The organism is Pseudomonas sp. MPR-R2A5 (assembly GCF_058793055.1).
This window is the reverse complement of record NZ_JBXAFK010000040.1, coordinates 58,820-75,969: the sequence shown is the minus strand read 5'-3', so window position 1 is coordinate 75,969 and position 17,150 is coordinate 58,820. Positions and strand designations below refer to the sequence as shown.

The window sequence follows — 17,150 nt, the reverse complement described above, 5'->3', positions numbered from 1 at the left end:
GCTTCATCGGGAAACTCGGTGGGTGGGGTCGCGGTATTTTGCCAAATCAGAAAGTTTTTTTCAGAGTTTCCCTAATGGTGTTCCATTGGTATATGAGTTTGATGAAGGATTAACTCCTCAGCAGAGCTATTATCTTGACGATCAATAGCGCAAGAAACTGGACAGGAAGACTTTCAGTTTCGCAAACGAATGGCCGGCTAACATTGCAGTGCGTGAGTAGCCAGTGCCAACCTACCAGTTCTCTTTAAACCACCCGAACTGCGGCCGCAAAAACTGAGTGCAGCACCTGACCTCTCCGGTAAGGGGCTCCAATGTTCAAAGGTCAAACGGGCTTGGGCCACAGTGTCTTTCTGGCTCCCACGTGCTGGACATCGGTAAATACGGGTGGCGGCCGCATTCGCCGCCGTAAAGGCGATTCGACTGACGATAACGACTCAGACGAAAGGTAGGCGAATGTGCCGAATGGGCGGTTAATGAGATGGTCACCCCCACACCCTGCAAGCGCTTCGTTCCCTTTTGTTAAGCTGGTCAACTCAAGCGCCTGCTTGACCAACGAAACCGACGATTAGAGGCCCAATCCATGCTGCGCCACTAAAGTGCGTTGCCCCATATTGGGCGCACAACAACAAGTTGTCGGCGGCGGTGCCTATCGAGAAGGAGCTGGGTTTGGCATCGGGCCTGAACGGTTGTTGCTGGCTTCAGGAATGACTCAGATATCTGTGATCTTTAAGGCGTCTCCCCTAGGAGGTGCCTTGAAGTCAGACAGGGCGAAATGGTCTTGGAGTTGTCTAAACTTCTTTCGTTGAATCACGCCGCTTGATCGAGTGAGTGGCTGTTTGGGCCGCTGACGCGGCTCTGACGGTATTACGAACTCCTATGCAACTGAACAGGGCAATTCACGCATTCGCCTACTGGTTCCACAGGCAACCCTCGAAACTTTCAGTTTTCGACGTATTCAGTGCGTCTTCACACGACCTAGACCCAAAGTGACCGTTCGATGATGAACCCTAGCAGGTCACGCCGCGTGTAGTGCCCCCCTTGAACAGGCCAAACTTGCCCAGCGAGCCATAGGCATCGTAGTCGCCCAACGACACCAGCACCCCGAAGCCGTGGTAAACGAAATCAGGGATGGACGCGTTGCGCAGCACGGCATCCGTCAATGGTGATGTGCTCGGCCAGACCCTGCGCGCCATAGGCGACCGCCGCCTCGGTCAGTTGCACCAGTTCGGCCGCCAACTCCACCCCGGTCGCGCTGACACCCACGATGGCGATCGGCAAGTCGGTATGCTGAGCCAGACACTGAAGCATACGCAGACGCACTTCGTGGTTGAAGGCGTCGGCCTGCTGGCGCGAATCAATCATCAGGCAGTGCTCGGCACGCCCGGCGTGCCGAAGTCGTTGGCCTGGCTGCCGACTGCGATGACCAGCGTGTCATAGGCCAGACGCCTCTCGGGCACCAGTAGCCGGCCGTCCGGCGCATGCAGCGGGGCGATCAGCACCTCGTGCGCGGTCCGGTTCAGGCCGCACAACTCGCCGGGCTGATAGGTAAAACTCGGGGCACGGGCCTGTGCCAGGTAGGGGATCTGTTGCTGGGAAATATCGCGCGTCCCCGCTGCGATAGTGTGCAGCATCGGTTTCCACACATGCGCGGAATCGCGGTCGAGATCGTCGGCACTGGGGGGATTCTTGCCACGCTGCCGACGCCGCCGCCCGAGCGTGGAGGCGATCTCCTGGCCTGCTACGCCGCCGCCCATGATGACGTTCCGATACGGTTGTTGCCCCTTGGTTGCCGTAACCTGAATCCTCTTGATGAATTGCGACGACCTGCCATTCGCGCAAGTGGATGTCCTTGGGCGAAACCTCTCCGAGGTCTTTATATGGTCGAGCGCGGCTCAGCGGTGACTGTAGTTGTTGACCTTGAATTCCACACCCAGTGTCTTCGCAGTAGAAGACCATTTGCTTTGCCGCGTCCCTATCACTCGTAATAGGTAATGATCTTGCGATCTCCCAGCCCGTGAACTCCGATGTGCATGTCATAGAGTTGGCTCAACGTGTCCGTCCGTATGACGTGATCCGGCGTTCCTTCCAGCACGACGCGACCCGCATTCATCGCGATGATGTGGTCCGAATAGTGCGCTGCAAAGTTGATATCGTGCAGCACTAGGACGATAGTCTTGCCAAGATCATCTGCCGCTCGCCGGAGTATCTTCATCGTCGCGGCGGCATACTTAAGATCAAGGCTGTTCAGTGGCTCATCCAGCAACAGATAGTTCGTGTCCTGGCAGAGCACCATCGCAATGAAGGCCCGCTGGCGCTGTCCGCCGGAGAGTTCGTCGATGAAACGCGCCTCCAGCGCGGTGATGTCGAGGTAGCGCAGCGCACGCTCGATGTGGTCGCGATCCTCTACGGTGAGGCGACCTTTGGAGTACGGATAACGGCCGAATGCGACCAGGTCGCGAACGGTCAGCCGCACGCCGATGTGGTTGTCCTGCCGCAGGATCGCCAGCCTCTGCGCCAAGGTGTTGCTCGGGGTCGTAGCCACATCCATCCCATCGATCATGACGCGGCCGCTGGACGCAGGCAGAAGGCGACTGACCAGCATCATGAGCGTGGATTTGCCCGCACCGTTGGGGCCGATGATTGACGTCAATCCGCCTTGGGGAATCGCAACTGAGACGTTGTCCACGACGGTGGTTGCACCATAGCGCTTGGTGAGTGCGTGTGTTTCGATCATCGTGCATTTCTCATGAGCAGAGCGATAAAGGTGATGCCGCCAATAAACTCGATCACGATGCTCAGGCTGGTGTTAAAGCCGAATAGCCGCTCCAGAAGGAACTGCCCACCCACAAGGCAGATGATGGCAATTAGCGCTGCCGCCGGCAGCATGAGAGCATGGCGGGTATCGCCCACGAGGCGATACGCCAAATTGCTCACCAAAAGTCCGAAGAAGGTGACGGGGCCAACCAGGGCGGTCGATACCGATACCAGCACTGCGATCAGCATAAGGATGCTCCTGACCGTGCGCGGGTAGTCCAAGCCAAGATTGATAGCGGTCTCACGTCCCAGCAGCAGCACGTCAAAGCGGTCGCGCATACACCAGCCCACGATGGATGCCCCGAGGATCAGCACGGCGGCGACCGTGAGCAGGCTGGAATCGATGAGATTGAAACTGGCGAAAAGGCGATCCTGCAACACCGCGAATTCGCTTGGGTCGAGCACACGCTGCAGAAAGCTCGACAGGCTGCGCAGCAGTCCGCCGAAAATCAGACCGGCCAGGGCCAGGAACAGCAGGTCGCGCCCGCCGCCCCTGAACAACCAGCGATAGAGGATCATCGAGGCGCCGACCATCAGGGCGACATTCGCCGCGAAGTGTAGACGTGGATCGATTGCCCCTGCCTTGACGAAGCCCAGGCTCGCGGCCAGCACGGTCTGGATCAGCACATACAGCGCATCGAACCCCATAATTGATGGTGTCAAGATGCGGTTTTGCGTGAGGGTCTGGAACAGTACTGTCGACACCGCTATCGCATACCCGACCAGCACCAAACCTGCAAGTTTTTGCCCTCGCAGCGCCAGGACGAAGCCCCAGCGCCCCTCGACGCCGACGGTCATGAAAACGGTCCCAATCACCAGTACGAGCAGGCCGAGCAGCGCCAAGGTCGCCGCCGGGTTTCTCTGTTTGCCTTCAGCCAAAGCGAACCCTCCCCCGTCCCATGAGCAACAGGAAGATCCCACTACCAACGATGCCGATGATCGGCCCGACCGGGACCTCATAGGGCCATATCACCGCACGTCCGATCAGGTCGCACGCGAGCACGAAGCCCGCCCCGAGCACGGCGGTCCATGGCACGGAACGGCGCACGTTGTCGCCTACCACCAGGCTGACGATGTTGGGCACCACTAGGCCGACGAAGGGAATCGCCCCGACTGTAGCGACGACGCTGGCCGTGACAATTGAGACAATGACCAGGCCGGTGAACAGTGTGCGACGGTAGTTCAGACCCAGGTTAATCGCGAAGTCCTGGCCGAGTCCCGCCACCGTGAAGCGGTCAGCAGTAATGTACGCGGCAGCCGCAGCGGCAAACGAGACCCACAGCAGTTCGTAGCGGCCGCGCAGCACAGTGGAGAAGTCGCCGGACGACCAAGCAACGAGAGACTGCAACAAATCGAAGCGGTAGGCCAGGAAGGTTGCCGCGGCATTGATCACGCCGCCCAGCATCAATCCGATAAGCGGGACCAGCAGCGGCGAACGCAGAGGTACCCGCCGCAGGATCGCCAGGAACAGCAAGGTTCCTATGAGTGCGGTGGTACAGGCAACGAGCATCTTGGCAATGATCGGTAGGCCAGGCACCAGCAGCGCGACGAGCAACAGACCCAGCGTCGCTGATTCGATCGTCCCTGCGGTACCGGGCTCGACAAAGCGATTGCGCGAGAGCATCTGCATGATCGACCCGGCAACCGCCATGGAACACCCGGCAAGCACTAGAGCGACCAGTCGCGGAATGCGGCTGGCCAGCAGAATACTCAGGCTGGCGCTGTTCTCTCCGAGCAGGAGTTCGGTGGGCGACACCGTCGTGGCTCCGACGAAAAGACTGCCTAACGCCATCGCCCCGACGATCATCCCAGTGAGCGCGAGGGCTTTCGTCGATTTGCTGCCTTCGACATCTGTTACCAACACCGCTATTGAGCCGATGGCAGGGCGTGGTCGAGTTCATCGACCATCGTCTGCAGCGAGGTCAAACCGTAGAGCACGATGTACCAGTTCACCGGATCGAGGTAGACGACATGGCCGGCCTTCCAGGCCTTGCTTTGGCGTATCACTTCGTTATCCAGCAGTTGCTTGGCCGACGCGCCGGTCTCTCCGACCGCCGCGTCCCGATCAATCACATAGATCCAGTCTGGCTGAGTATCCAGAATGAACTCCGAGGAGATGACCTGCCCGTGCGGTCCGCTATCGTCAATCTGGCGGGCAATGGGCTTGACGCCGAAGTCCCGATACAACATGCCGAACCATGAGTCGGGGCCTAGCGCCATCATTCGCCCGCCGCTCGTCATGACCAGCAGACCGGTGCCCGCTTTCGCGGTCTTGAGGCGAAGCGCCGCGATCGATTGGCGCAGCTTGTCCACGCGGGCAGTGGCCTGCGCTTCCTTGCCGAAGACACGGCCAAGTTCCTGGGCATATTCGATTGAACTGTCTAACGTCCGGTTCTTGTCCGGCGACAGGTCGATTGTCGGGGCGATTTTCGCGACCTGCGCATACTTAGGTGCAGAGCGCCCTCCCACGAGAATAAGGTCTGGCGCCAAGGCGCTGAGCGCCTCGTAGTCGGGCTCGAACAGGGAGCCTACCTTGCGATAGCGATCACTCCCAAATTTGGCGAGATAGGGAGGCAGTCCGGAATTTGGAACCCCCGCCACTTCGACTCCCAATGCCGAGAGGGTATCGAGCAAGGCGAAATCGAGGGTCGCCACAACTTTGGGGTGGAGCGGAACGAGGGTTTCACCCTGTGCATGATGAAACGTGATTTCCTGTGCATGCGAGGCCATCGGGAAGATGGCAAGACATGCAATCGCCAGTCTGGCGGACAGAGAGGTAAACATAGTCATCAAGGACTTCCAGTGACGTGGTGGTGTTTGGGTGGTCTACCGCGCCACTTATTGGCGGCGGCGATGGCTTATCGGGATTCCTTGCTCAACCGGCTCTTCGGATCACGGGGCAGCGGAATACGAACCGAAGCCTGACGTACAGCGATGTGCCCTTGACCGTAAAAAGATTAAGCCATCATTAAATGAAACTTATTTGTACTCGCAAGCACTTAATTTAACGATTTACCTACATACCCAGATAGCGAACTTTGGCCAGTTTCTTATTCATTTAAGCCAGTTCTCAAATCATCGATACCTCATCGGCCCCATTTCCTTTTTTTGGCCGTACTGCAAAATAAATTGACTAGTTTTCGCAATGTAGAAGTGGAGTTGCACGATTAGGCTGAGCCTCACCGTGGCCTGTCATGCGCCGACCCTCCTCGCTTGGCTCGGCCGACCAAGCCCTTCTTCACCCCAGGAAATACCCCATGCATTCACTTAGTCTTGGCGAATCGGCACCGCAAAGCAGATCCCGCGCCGTCTTGAGCGCCGCCATTCAAGGGAGACGCTCATGAGCACTGCTGTCACCCGCAATGCAAAACCCATCGCCATCAGCGTCATCGGCCTCGTCGTAGTCTTTGGCCTGCTGTACACATGGCGCACCACCCGCTACGGTTCCGCTGAACCTCACGCTTTCCCGCCCATGCCCGTCTCGACGATCCGCGCCGAACCTCGCAGCGTGGCCGAGGAACTGCAGGCCGTCGGCAGCCTGCAAGCGGTGCGCGAGGTACTGCTGGCCCCCGACACCTCGGGGCGGGTGACCGCCATCAATTTCGAAGCAGGTCAGACCGTTAAAGAAGGGACGGTGCTGGTCCAGCTCTACGACGCCCCGGAACAGGCGGATCTCGCCGCCGCTGCCGCCAAGGCCGATTTCGCGCAGCTGCAACTCAAGCGTTCGCAAACATTGGCCTCAACGGGTGCCGAGCCCCGTGAACTGCTTGAACAGCGCAAGGCCGAGGCCGCACAGGCGGTTGCGGCGGTCCAGCAACTGGACGCGCGCATCCAGCAGAAGACCATTCGCGCGCCGTTCTCCGGCCAGATCGGCATACGCCGGATCAATCCCGGTCAGTACCTCACGGCCGGCGATGCCATCGCCACGCTGACCCAGCTCGACCCGCTGTACGTCAACTTCACGCTGCCCCAGCAGGATCTGCCCAGGCTGACCTCAGGGGCCACGGTGCAGGTGACCGTGGATGCGGCTCCGGGCCAGGTGTTCAGCGCCAAGGTCAGCACGATTGAACCGCGCATCGACGGCGAGACCCGCAATGTTGTCGTGCAGGCGCTACTACCCAATGCCGTGCGGATGTTGAAGTCCGGCATGTACGTGACGACGCGACTGACACTGCCCGCGACGACCAACGCCATCGTATTGCCGCTGACGGCTATTCAGACCTCGGCCTCCGGCGACAGCGTGGTACTCGTGCAAGAAGCTAACGCGGAGGGACTTGGCAAGGCGGTCGCGGTGCCGGTCATCACCGGCCGCCGGCTCGGCGAGGATGTCCTGGTAACGCAAGGCGTCAAGTCGGGCGATACCGTGGTGACGGCTGGCCAGAATCGGCTACCACCCGGGGCGGCGGTGAAAATCAGCACCGACGCGCCCTCGGCCGCAGCTGCTCGTGCAGCCCCAGCAGTTTCCTCCGCCGCCAGCGCACAGTAGAGAGAGACACCATGCATTTCACCGACATATTTATCCGCCGACCGATCCTGGCACTGGTGGTCAGCCTGCTGATCCTGCTGATGGGCGCCACGGCCTTGTTCCTGCTGCCCGTGCGGCAGTACCCCTTCCTCGAAAACGCGACCATCAGCGTGAGCACCACCTTGCCGGGCGCGACCCAGGAAGTGATGCAGGGTTTCGTGACCACGCCAATCGCACAGTCGATCGCGACCGCCAGCGGTATCGAATACCTGAGTTCGACCACCACACAAGGCAAGAGCGAGATCAAGGCGCGCCTGGTGCTCAACGCCAACGCCGACCGTGCGATGACCGAGATCCTGGCCAAGGTGCAGCAGGTCAAGTACCAATTGCCGGCAGGCGTTACCGATCCGGTCATCAGCAAGTCCACCGAGGGTGGCACGGCGGTGCAGTACGTTGCCTTCTACAGCGACACGCTGACCATCCCGCAGGTGACCGATTTCGCCACTCGGGTGGCCCAGCCGCTGTTTACTGGCATTCCCGGCGTGGCCTCGGCCGACATCATGGGCGGGCAGACGCTGGCGATGCGTGTCTGGATCGACCCGGTCCGGCTCGCCGCGCGCGGCTTGTCCGCCGGCGAAATCTCGGCTGCGTTGCGCACCAACAACGTACAGGCCGCGCCCGGCCAACTCAAGAGCGCACTGACCATCACCAACATCAGCGCCGCCACTGACCTGCATGGCGTCGAAGACTTCCGCCAGATGGTGATCAAGTCCAGCCCTGAGGGTGGCGTGGTTCGGTTGTCCGATGTCGCCACGATGGAGATCGGTGGCCAGAACTACAACAACGCTGCGTTCGCCACCGGCAAGCCGGCGATCTTCATTGGCATCCAGCCCACACCCGACGGCAATCCGCTCGACATCGTCAAGCAGGCTAACAAACTGATCCAAAAGATCCGCGAGATGGCACCACCTGGACTGACGGTCTCGCCCAACTATGATGTCGCGCGTTTCGTCAACGCCTCCATCGAAGAGGTGAAGCACACGCTGGTCGAAGCCATTGTGATCGTCATCGTAGTGATCTTCCTGTTCCTTGGCACCTTCCGCGCGGTGATCATTCCGGTCGTCACCATTCCACTGTCGCTGGTGGGAACCGCCGCATTGATGATGGCCTGCGGTTTCTCGATCAACCTGCTGACCCTGCTGGCCATGGTGCTGGCGATCGGCCTGGTGGTGGACGATGCCATCGTGGTGGTGGAGAACATCCATCGCCATATTGAGGACGGTCTGACGCCAGTGCGAGCGGCATTGCTGGGCGCACGCGAGATCGTGGGACCGGTGATCGCCATGACCATTACCTTGGCCGCCGTGTATGCACCGATCGGCATGATGGGTGGACTGACCGGCGCGCTGTTCAAGGAGTTCGCCTTCACGCTGGCCGGCTCGGTGATCGTCTCGGGCGTAGTCGCGCTGACGCTTTCGCCGGTGATGAGTTCGATGCTGCTGAGTTCGAAACAGGGCGAGGGACGGCTGGCGAAACGGATCGAACACACCATGCAGGGACTGACCTCTGTCTACGGACGCCTGCTGGCACACACACTGGCTGCACGTGGGGCGGTGTTGCTCGTCGGAGCGGTAGTGCTGACGGCCATCGTCGTGTTGTTCAACGGCACCCGACACGAGTTGGCGCCGACCGAAGACCAGGGCCTGATCATCGTCGTCACAAAGGCACCGCAGTACGCGGGAGTGGGCTATACCGCCCACTATGCGGCGCAGATCGAAAAACTGTTTGAGTCGCTTCCAGAGTTTGACAGCAGCTTCATGCACATTGCCGGCATCGCCGGCGGCCAGAACCAGATGCTCGGCGGCGCGATCCTCAAGGATTGGTCCGAGCGCAAGCGTTCGGCGACACAGATCCAGGGCCAGATCCAAGCCGCTGGCGGCGCCATCGATGGCGAAACTGTCACAGCCGTGCAGTTGCCTCCCCTGCCCGGTTCTGCTGGCGGCCTGCCGGTGCAGATGGTGCTGCGCTCACCCGACGACTTTAAAACGCTGTACGAAACGGCCGGGAAGATACAAGCCGCCGCCTATGCCAGCGGACTATTTCTCTACGTGCAGAACGACCTGGCTTACGACAGCTCACAGGCACACATCAGCATCGACAACGCCAAGGCCAGCGAAATGGGTGTGACCATGCAGTCCGTTGCCGATACCTTAGCGGTGCTGGTCGGCGAGAACTACGTCAACCGCTTCAACTTTCACGACCGCTCCTACGACGTGATCCCACAGGTACGCGGCAGTGAACGCATGACACCGGAAGACCTCGGACGCTTCTACGTCAAGACGACCTCCGGTGCGCAGGTGCCCCTGTCGACCGTAACTCGTGTCGAGATGCTGCCCCAGGCCAACCAACTGACCCAGTTTGGCCAGATGAACTCGGCCACGCTCGAAATGCTGCCGGCGCCTGGCGTGAGCATGGGCGAGGCCGTGGCCTTCCTGCAGTCGCAACCCCTACCACCGGGCACCAGCGTCGACTGGCTCAGCGACAGCCGCCAGTTCGTGCAGGAAGGCAACCGTCTGCTGGTGTCCTTCTGCTTTGCGCTGGTGGTCATCTTCCTAGTACTGGCCGCGCAGTTCGAGAGCCTGCGCGATCCGCTGGTGATCCTGGTCACCGTACCGCTGGCGGTTTGCGGTGCACTGGTGCCGCTGTGGCTGGGCTACGCGACGCTCAACATCTACACGCAGATCGGGCTGGTCACACTGATTGGGCTGATCTCCAAACACGGGATCCTGATGGTCACTTTCGCCAACCATATCCAGCACCACGAGAACCTCAGCCGCATCGAGGCCATCGAGAAGGCCGCAGGGGTGCGTATGCGTCCCGTCCTGATGACCACGGCGGCGATGGTCGCAGGCTTAGTGCCGCTGCTGTTCGCCGATGGCGCGGGCTCGGCCAGCCGCTTCTCCATTGGTATTGTGGTGGTGATGGGCATGCTGGTAGGTACCTTCTTCACTTTGTTCGTCCTGCCCACCGTTTACAGTTTCATCGCCAAGGACCACAGGGCGGCGGCGCAAAGCCCCCGCGACCGCGAACTGGCGTCGGCAGAGGTGCCCCATGTCTACTAATCACAACCGCCATCCGGCCAGACGTCAAACCCGGCCACGAGCATCGCTGGCGCTGCTGTTCCTCGCGTTGGCCGGCTGTGCCAGCGGGCCGGACTATCGTGCCCCGGCCACCCCTAAAACCGCCGCCGGCGCCTTCGTCAGCCAGCCGGTCAAGACGAATTCTGCTGCCTCATTGCCGGCGCACTGGTGGAAGCTGTACGACGATTCCGTGCTCGACAGCGTGGTTAAGGAAGCTATTTCGGCCAATACCGATGTGCGTTTGGCTCTGGCGACCCTCGACCGTGCGCGAGCCATTTACACGGAAGCCCGCAGCGGCCTATACCCCTCGACCAACGCATCGGGAGGTGCGGGCTACGGCCGTGACCAGACCACCTGGACTGGCACCGGTCAGGCGCCCAAACAATGGAGTTACAGCGGCGGACTTGATGTCTCCTACGAACTCGATCTGTTCGGCCGAGTCAGACGCGACATCGAGGCTGCACGTGACGATACCGACGCGGTCGCCGCCGCCTACGATGCCGCTCGGGTAGTGGTGGTCGCCGAAACCACTCGTGCCTATGCAGACGCCTGCACCTATGGAGAATCCGTTGACGTTGCCCGCTCATCTATTGAGTTGGCGAAGCACAGCTTTGACCTCATCAGCAAGCAAGAGAAGGCGGGGTCAGCGTCCCGTCTGGATGTGGAGCGGGCTGCCGGCACGCTGGCTCAGACCGAGGCCGCCTTACCGCCGTTGCAGGGTCAGCGCGATAGCGCGCTCTTCGAGTTGGCGGCACTGATGGGCCGGACTCCGTCACAGGTACCGGAGGCGGCACGCGCCTGCGTCAAGGCACCGGAGTTAGCAGGTGTGCTGCCGGTCGGCGACGGCACCGCGCTGCTTCGCCGGCGCCCCGATGTGCGGCAGGCCGAACGCCAACTGGCGGCCGACACCGCTCGGATCGGCGTGGCCGTGGCCGACCTCTATCCGCGCGTCTCCTTGGGCGCTTCGGGCAACTATTTGCGCAACGACTATCTGAAAGGCAATCGTACTTTCTCCTTCTCCATCGGCCCGCTGATATCCTGGAGCTTCCCCAACACAATGGTCGCTCGCAGCCGTATCGCGCAGGCGAAGGCGCAGGGTGCGGCATCGCTGGCCAGTTTCGACGGCACCGTGCTCAATGCCCTTAAGGAGTCCGAACAATCGCTGAGCGCCTATGGTGCGGCGATGGAGCAACGCCAGGCTCTGATCGAAGCACGCAACCGTGCCGAGAACGCCTTCCAACTGGCTGACCAGCGCTACCGTGCCGGGTCCATTAGCTACCTGGATGTGATCGTGGCGCAGACCAGTCTGATCGATGCCAAATCGCAGGTGGCCGCCGCCGACCAAAGGGTGGGGTCCACTCGGGTCGGCGTCTTCAAGGCGCTGGGTGGCGGATGGGAGCAGGCCAATATGCAGTAAGCGACCACCGACGCGATGGCCGTCATGACGCCACCCGTAGCGGCATAGCCACGGAAAACCCACATGACTGAACACGACCGACCTTCCCAAGTGATGGATTTGATGGCTGCCTTCGGACGCAGAAACAAAAGCAGCTCGGCATCAACGCCTGCAGGACTCGACACGGACCTCGCTGCCAGTCATGAGGCAAGCGGAGTTAAACTCGAGCACGCAGAACGCCTGAGGGCCAATCGCCTTAGATCAACAGTAGCGCGGGTCAACATCCTGACGGTGCTGGAGAATGCTGCCCCTCAGTGCCTCGATGCCGCTGAACTGTATCGCACCCTCGACCTGCAGTCGGCGCATATAGCACCGGCCACGATCTATCGGGCACTGAATGACTTGTGGGGAGCCGGATTACTGGTACGCAACTGGAGCGATCATGGCCGTGCTCACTACGCAATCAAGCCAGACAAGCAGAGCCCGCCCGTGGACACCTTGGAGTGCCATTGTGGAAAACGACTGGTGCTCATTGAGGATCGAACCTTGCGCGAGCACCTGCGTTCGTTCGCAAGCGAAGCGGGCTTCGATACCGATAAAGAGCCGGCCTTCACGATTTCCATCGCCTGCCCAGGATGCAGGAAAAGCCGCATGGACGCCTGGTGATTTGGCGTGCTGCTACCTTCCGTTGCTAGCAAGCCGAGGCCCGGTCAATTGTTCAGAGACCTTCCCGAGTCGCGTGCAACCTTTCGATCAATCGATAGTGGTGTAATTTCGCGCAGGTGCAGAATACCCCCTCGTTTCAAACAGGCGATCCGCCACCCAGTAGCCGCCCCTTTGGCATCCGGCGGGTGGCGACATACAGAGTGGGCCGCCCCGCCCGCTTCCGATTGACTCAACAACAGTGCAATCATCCTAATAACAATATCCATCAAGCTTCTTTCACCGGAACCATTGCTGATCAGATGGGTGCGGGCATATCCAGGGTGTACGGCAATGCTCATCACTGACGGCGGCATCGCTGAGACGCCGCAACTCCAGCGCAAACTTCAGCACGGCGAGTTTTAATTACGCATAGGCATGCATCGACCTGTAGGCGTGCTCCCATTGCAATGTGTCGAAATGATTGGTCTCAGCCCTGTGAGTTAGGTTGTTCAAACTGACGAAACGGGGAGCGTCGCCGCGCAGCAGCAAGAGGAGCAGCAATCCAGATGCTTTTCTGGTCGAGTGTTCAATTACACAAAAGAGTAACTGATGCTAAGTTTGCGAGATTGAGCGCTTCGAACCCAATGCTCGTCCCCAGGCAAAGCCGACTTGATTTTCGCAATGGCGATCCCCCCTTTCGAGATTACACCCAGCCAGTATCACATCACCGTCGGCACGCGCCAACGCAAGCGCAGTTTTAGACCCGAGCCCACCAGGGCCTGTTACGATTGCGGTGGGCCCGCATTGGAATGGGATACCGATAGTTGACCACTGCGTCTCAAGATGCAGCCTCCCCCGTTAAATTGACGTCTAGACAATCGCTCGTACCACGCCGCCATCAACCCGAAGCGCAGCGCCGGTGGTCGCCGACGCCGGGACACCACAAACATAGATGATCATCGACGCAATCTCGTCCGGTGTGGCGAAGCGCTGAAGTATCGAAGATGCGCGGACTGTCGCGAAGAATTCACGCTCCACGGTCGCGGTATCCACGCCACGGCTCGCAGACAGCTCCGCAACGAGTGCACCGATACCCTCCGAGGCGGTGGGCCCGGGCAGCACGCTGTTTACGGTAACACCAGTGCCCACCAGCGACTCAGCGAGCCCACGCGCCACAGCGAGTTGCGCGGTCTTGGTCATACCGTAATGGATCATTTCGACCGGGATCTGCAGGGCCGATTCGCTCGACACGAACACGATCCGCCCCCAGTTGCGTGATCGCATCCCGCGCATATAGTGACGCGAGAGCCGGACTCCACTGAGTACGTTGATCTCGAAGAAACGGGTCCAATCTTCATCCGATATCTGCTCGAACGGTTTTGGCTCGAAGATACCGAGATTGTTGACCAGCACGTCGACGTCAGAAAGCTGGCCGACCAGCGCCTCGCAACCTTCGCCGCGGCTCAGGTCAGCCGCAATCCCGGTGATGGTCGCGCCGAGAAACTCGCGTTTCAGTGCATCCACCGCCTTGTCGACCCGCGCCAGGGTCCGGCCATTAACCGTGACAGAAGCACCCTCGGCCACCAGCGCGCGTGTTGTGGCGAACCCGATGCCAGCCGTTGATCCAGTCACGAACGCCCGCTTTCCTTTCAGTCCGAGATCCATAGCCAACCTCCAATCCATTTTTCAAACGTTAAATCTATCGGTCTCGTGTGTGACTCGATAGCGATGTTTGGTCAGGTTGCAGTTCAATCCAGCCAATCTCCGATATCAGTGCAGGCTGGCTCCCGACAAAGCGTACTGGGCGTTCAACCAGACGGGGCGCTCGGGTGCCCGTCACCTGCCTCAATCGGATAGTAGCTGACTCGGTTTTACTGTAGTACCTCTCAGTTCGTTTGCTGATTCTGACCGGAAATCTGTCCGGAGCGGACTCATGCGTCTTTTCCTCTGCGAGAAACCCTCTCAAGGTCGAGACATCGCCAAGGTACTCGGAGCCACCCGCCGCAGCGATGGTTGCTTTATCGGTGGCAATACAACCGTCACCTGGTGCTTCGGCCATCTGCTCGAAGCAGCACCGCCCGAAGCCTATGGCGATCAGCACAAGAACTGGTCGTTGGATCATCTACCGATCATTCCTGCGCAGTGGCAGGTTGAGGTCAAACCAAAGACTGCCGCACAGTTCAAAGTCATCAAGCGCCTGCTCAAGGAAGCCGCTACGGTCGTCATCGCGACCGACGCCGATCGCGAAGGTGAAATGATTGCCCGCGAGTTGCTGGAGCTCTGCAAGTATCGAGGCCCTGTTCAGCGCCTCTGGCTGTCCGCACTCAACGACGCGTCGATTCGCAAAGCACTGTCCTCGCTGAAGTCTAGTCAGGAGACCTTCCCGCTCTATCATTCAGCCCTCGCCCGCAGCCGCGCCGACTGGCTGATCGGCATGAACCTCAGTCGTTTGTTCACCCTCCTCGGACGACGGGCAGGTTACGACGGCGTATTGTCGGTTGGACGCGTCCAGACACCCACTTTACGTCTGGTGGTCGATCGCGATCGTGCGATTGCCAGCTTCGTCTCGGTGCCCTACTGGGAAGTGGATGTGCACCTGTCCTCAATGGGCCAACCATTCATCGCGTCGTGGCAACCACCCAGCTCAGGGCAAGACGAGGCCGGTCGTTGCCTGCAGCAGGCGCTTGCCAGTCAGACCGTCCAAGCGCTCTCTAGCAGTAAGACCGCGACAGTACTCTCGCTGCAGACTGAGCATTTCCGCGAAGCACCGCCCCTACCCTTCGATCTGAGCACACTGCAACAAGTCTGCTCGCGCAAGTTGGGACTCGGCGCTCAGGAAACCCTGAACATCGCCCAAGCCCTGTATGAAACCCACAAAGCCACCACCTACCCGCGCAGCGATTGTCGGTATTTACCCGAGAGTATGTTCAACGAGTCGCCCGCAGTACTCGACGCCCTGCTCAAAACGGATCCGGCACTCAGACCGGCACTCGGGAGCCTCGATCGATCATTGCGCTCCCGCGCGTGGAACGATGCCAAGGTCACCGCGCACCACGGCATCATCCCCACCACCGAGCCGGCGAACCTGTTGCGGATGTCTGAACAAGAACGCCAAGTCTACGAACTGATTCGCAGCCACTACCTTGTACAATTTCTTCCGCATCATGAGCTTGATCGGACCCAGGTCGAACTGGAATGTGGCGAAGAACGATTGACCGCTCTGGGCAAACAGATCCTGGTCCAGGGCTGGAAAGGCTTGCTCTATGACGCCGCCGAGGAGGATGAGCCCAGTCACAAGTCCCAAGTCTTACCCGTCTTGCAACAGGGTACTCAGTGCACAGTGGACGACGTCGAACTCAAGTCCATGCGCACTGCCGCTCCCAAACCGCTTACCGAGGGCGATCTGATCAAGGCGATGAAAAATGTGGCCAAACTGGTCAACGACCCACGCCTGAAACAGAAACTTCGGGACACCACCGGTATCGGTACTGAAGCCACGCGAGCCGGCATTATCAAAGGGTTGATTGATCGCGGTTATTTACTGAAGAAAAAACGCGCCTTGATGGCCACCGCCGCAGCCCATACCCTGATCGAGGCGGTACCGGCAGCCGTCGCAGATCCGGGTATGACCGCAATCTGGGAACAGGCGCTGGACGAAATCGAAGCGGGACGCCTGACCCTGAATGCGTTCGTTGCCAAGCAGGCGAACTGGATTGCGCAGTTGGTCGCACACTGCCGCTCGCTCACTTTGGCAATAGCGGTCGAAACCAGCCTGGACTGCCCCATGTGCAACGCCTCAATGCTCAGGCGAACGGGAAAATCAGGGCCGTTCTGGTCATGCTCCCGCTACCCGGATTGCAAGGGCACGGTGTCGATCAGTAAAGATACGCGTCGCTCATGATGTTCCATGGGACGATCATCATGAGAATGGTGTGCTCTCGGCCTTGACCTCGTCCCACCCTCTCTGCTGTAGTGACTCAGGATCATCGCCAACGGCGACCCGAGACCGATTTGCTCCGGGTAGCTCGGTCGAACTCTTCGAGTTCGGAGCCTTCTCTTCTGCGGAATTTAATTCCCGTTTTGTGCTCGACCTGATCACGGTGGCGGATGACCACTGTTGCCTCTACCCGGCAATAGCGGTCATCCGCTTCGGCGATCGTATTCAGTCCCGGAGCCCACCGGGGAAACACGGGGCACCCTTTGTGCGCGGATGCGTGCCAGCAGGTTCCGACCTAGGCCACGACAAGGGTCGGTTGGCGGATCATGGTGCAGTTAAACCAAGTTTTGCGAGGAGCTTGTCGACTGCGTAAGACCGCCAGAGGTGGCTTTTCTCTTCCTTGCCTGGCACCCCGCCAGGCCCACTCTTCACTTTCTTCAGTCCAGTGACTGCCACTGTATTCCGGCCTTAAAAAAACGGGTTGTAGCGTCTTGACGCTCCCCTTTGACAGGCTTATACAAAGGGCGTGGTTCGCTGTCGTTGACAGACCAGCCCAGGTAGCTTGAACCTTCAAGGCTACGCCACGTTCGTGGTGGTTTACCCAAGTGCGATTAGCGTTCGGAAGCTCGCGCGGTTACCGCTTCAGCGGTGATGAATGCCCACTACCCTATGCCTTCGGATCACCACCGCAGACGCTCCTCTGCTGCACCGCTATTTCCCCAGACGCATCGTTCTGATCGTCATCGGCTTGCC

Annotated in this window: 13 protein-coding genes and 1 pseudogene; 6 read left to right on the top strand and 8 right to left on the bottom strand. The window is 59.9% G+C overall.

Features of this window, described 5'->3' with window-relative positions:
• Positions 1 to 593: 593 nt before the first annotated feature.
• Positions 594 to 704 (top strand): annotated as a pseudogene (locus tag AC1Q6I_RS25060) (tRNA synthetase class II); the annotation flags it as partial.
• A gap of 303 nt (positions 705 to 1,007) precedes the next feature.
• Here the strand turns inward: AC1Q6I_RS25060 and AC1Q6I_RS25055 are convergent.
• From AC1Q6I_RS25055 to AC1Q6I_RS25025, 7 genes are all read right to left on the bottom strand, one after another.
• Positions 1,008 to 1,148: a hypothetical protein gene (locus AC1Q6I_RS25055; RefSeq protein WP_158244434.1), complete on the bottom strand. Its 141-nt coding sequence runs from the start codon at positions 1,146 to 1,148 to the stop codon at positions 1,008 to 1,010.
• Positions 1,123 to 1,362 carry a hypothetical protein gene (locus tag AC1Q6I_RS25050; RefSeq protein WP_207238116.1) on the bottom strand — a complete coding sequence of 80 codons (240 nt, stop codon included), beginning with the start codon at positions 1,360 to 1,362 and terminating at the stop codon, positions 1,123 to 1,125. The genes AC1Q6I_RS25055 and AC1Q6I_RS25050 overlap by 26 nt, the downstream gene beginning before the upstream one ends.
• Entirely contained in the window at positions 1,362 to 1,754 is a 393-nt protein-coding gene (locus tag AC1Q6I_RS25045) for an NAD(P)/FAD-dependent oxidoreductase (protein WP_207238117.1), read from the bottom strand. Before AC1Q6I_RS25045 ends, AC1Q6I_RS25050 begins: the two co-directional genes overlap by 1 nt.
• 221 nt (positions 1,755 to 1,975) lie before the next feature.
• Positions 1,976 to 2,734 (bottom strand): iron ABC transporter ATP-binding protein, encoded by a 759-nt coding sequence (locus tag AC1Q6I_RS25040; RefSeq protein WP_102624282.1) that lies wholly within the window; start codon positions 2,732 to 2,734, stop codon positions 1,976 to 1,978.
• Complete coding sequence (locus AC1Q6I_RS25035; RefSeq protein WP_207238118.1) at positions 2,731 to 3,693, bottom strand: iron chelate uptake ABC transporter family permease subunit; 963 nt, start codon at positions 3,691 to 3,693, stop codon at positions 2,731 to 2,733. The genes AC1Q6I_RS25040 and AC1Q6I_RS25035 overlap by 4 nt, the downstream gene beginning before the upstream one ends.
• Positions 3,686 to 4,678 (bottom strand): ABC transporter permease, encoded by a 993-nt coding sequence (locus AC1Q6I_RS25030; protein WP_256581244.1) that lies wholly within the window; start codon positions 4,676 to 4,678, stop codon positions 3,686 to 3,688. Before AC1Q6I_RS25030 ends, AC1Q6I_RS25035 begins: the two co-directional genes overlap by 8 nt.
• A 2-nt stretch (positions 4,679 to 4,680) precedes the next feature.
• Complete coding sequence (locus AC1Q6I_RS25025; RefSeq protein ID WP_102624280.1) at positions 4,681 to 5,604, bottom strand: siderophore ABC transporter substrate-binding protein; 924 nt, start codon at positions 5,602 to 5,604, stop codon at positions 4,681 to 4,683.
• A 550-nt stretch (positions 5,605 to 6,154) separates the two neighbouring features.
• Here AC1Q6I_RS25025 and AC1Q6I_RS25020 point away from each other — a divergent pair.
• The 4 genes from AC1Q6I_RS25020 (at position 6,155) to AC1Q6I_RS25005 (ending at position 12,481) form a co-directional block, all read left to right on the top strand.
• Positions 6,155 to 7,300 (top strand): efflux RND transporter periplasmic adaptor subunit, encoded by a 1,146-nt coding sequence (locus tag AC1Q6I_RS25020; RefSeq protein ID WP_102624279.1) that lies wholly within the window; start codon positions 6,155 to 6,157, stop codon positions 7,298 to 7,300.
• Between the two features lie 11 nt (positions 7,301 to 7,311).
• The gene (locus AC1Q6I_RS25015; RefSeq protein ID WP_102624278.1) at positions 7,312 to 10,401 is read left to right on the top strand and encodes an efflux RND transporter permease subunit; all 3,090 of its coding nucleotides are present in this window, start codon (positions 7,312 to 7,314) and stop codon (positions 10,399 to 10,401) included.
• On the top strand, positions 10,391 to 11,836 hold the full coding sequence (locus AC1Q6I_RS25010; RefSeq protein WP_102624277.1) for an efflux transporter outer membrane subunit: 1,446 nt from the start codon (positions 10,391 to 10,393) through the stop codon (positions 11,834 to 11,836). Before AC1Q6I_RS25015 ends, AC1Q6I_RS25010 begins: the two co-directional genes overlap by 11 nt.
• 63 nt (positions 11,837 to 11,899) lie before the next feature.
• Complete coding sequence (locus AC1Q6I_RS25005; protein ID WP_207238119.1) at positions 11,900 to 12,481, top strand: Fur family transcriptional regulator; 582 nt, start codon at positions 11,900 to 11,902, stop codon at positions 12,479 to 12,481.
• A gap of 849 nt (positions 12,482 to 13,330) precedes the next feature.
• On the opposite strand, the gene AC1Q6I_RS25000 is transcribed toward AC1Q6I_RS25005, so the two are convergent.
• Complete coding sequence (locus AC1Q6I_RS25000; RefSeq protein WP_102624276.1) at positions 13,331 to 14,125, bottom strand: SDR family NAD(P)-dependent oxidoreductase; 795 nt, start codon at positions 14,123 to 14,125, stop codon at positions 13,331 to 13,333.
• 268 nt (positions 14,126 to 14,393) lie between these two features.
• Here AC1Q6I_RS25000 and AC1Q6I_RS24995 point away from each other — a divergent pair, with 268 nt between their 5' ends.
• A complete protein-coding gene (locus AC1Q6I_RS24995) occupies positions 14,394 to 16,361 on the top strand; it encodes a DNA topoisomerase III (protein WP_102624275.1) in 1,968 nt (655 codons plus the stop codon).
• Positions 16,362 to 17,150: the final 789 nt, after the last annotated feature.

Coding starts and splice junctions, on each gene's coding strand:
- AC1Q6I_RS25050 (WP_207238116.1), bottom strand. CDS start 1,362: ATGATTGATTCGCGCCAGCAGGCCGACGCCTTCAACCACGAAGTGCGT.
- AC1Q6I_RS25045 (WP_207238117.1), bottom strand. CDS start 1,754: ATGGGCGGCGGCGTAGCAGGCCAGGAGATCGCCTCCACGCTCGGGCGG.
- AC1Q6I_RS25040 (WP_102624282.1), bottom strand. CDS start 2,734: ATGATCGAAACACACGCACTCACCAAGCGCTATGGTGCAACCACCGTC.
- AC1Q6I_RS25025 (WP_102624280.1), bottom strand. CDS start 5,604: ATGACTATGTTTACCTCTCTGTCCGCCAGACTGGCGATTGCATGTCTT.
- AC1Q6I_RS25020 (WP_102624279.1), top strand. CDS start 6,155: ATGAGCACTGCTGTCACCCGCAATGCAAAACCCATCGCCATCAGCGTC.
- AC1Q6I_RS25015 (WP_102624278.1), top strand. CDS start 7,312: ATGCATTTCACCGACATATTTATCCGCCGACCGATCCTGGCACTGGTG.
- AC1Q6I_RS25010 (WP_102624277.1), top strand. CDS start 10,391: ATGTCTACTAATCACAACCGCCATCCGGCCAGACGTCAAACCCGGCCA.
- AC1Q6I_RS25005 (WP_207238119.1), top strand. CDS start 11,900: ATGACTGAACACGACCGACCTTCCCAAGTGATGGATTTGATGGCTGCC.
- AC1Q6I_RS25000 (WP_102624276.1), bottom strand. CDS start 14,125: ATGGATCTCGGACTGAAAGGAAAGCGGGCGTTCGTGACTGGATCAACG.
- AC1Q6I_RS24995 (WP_102624275.1), top strand. CDS start 14,394: ATGCGTCTTTTCCTCTGCGAGAAACCCTCTCAAGGTCGAGACATCGCC.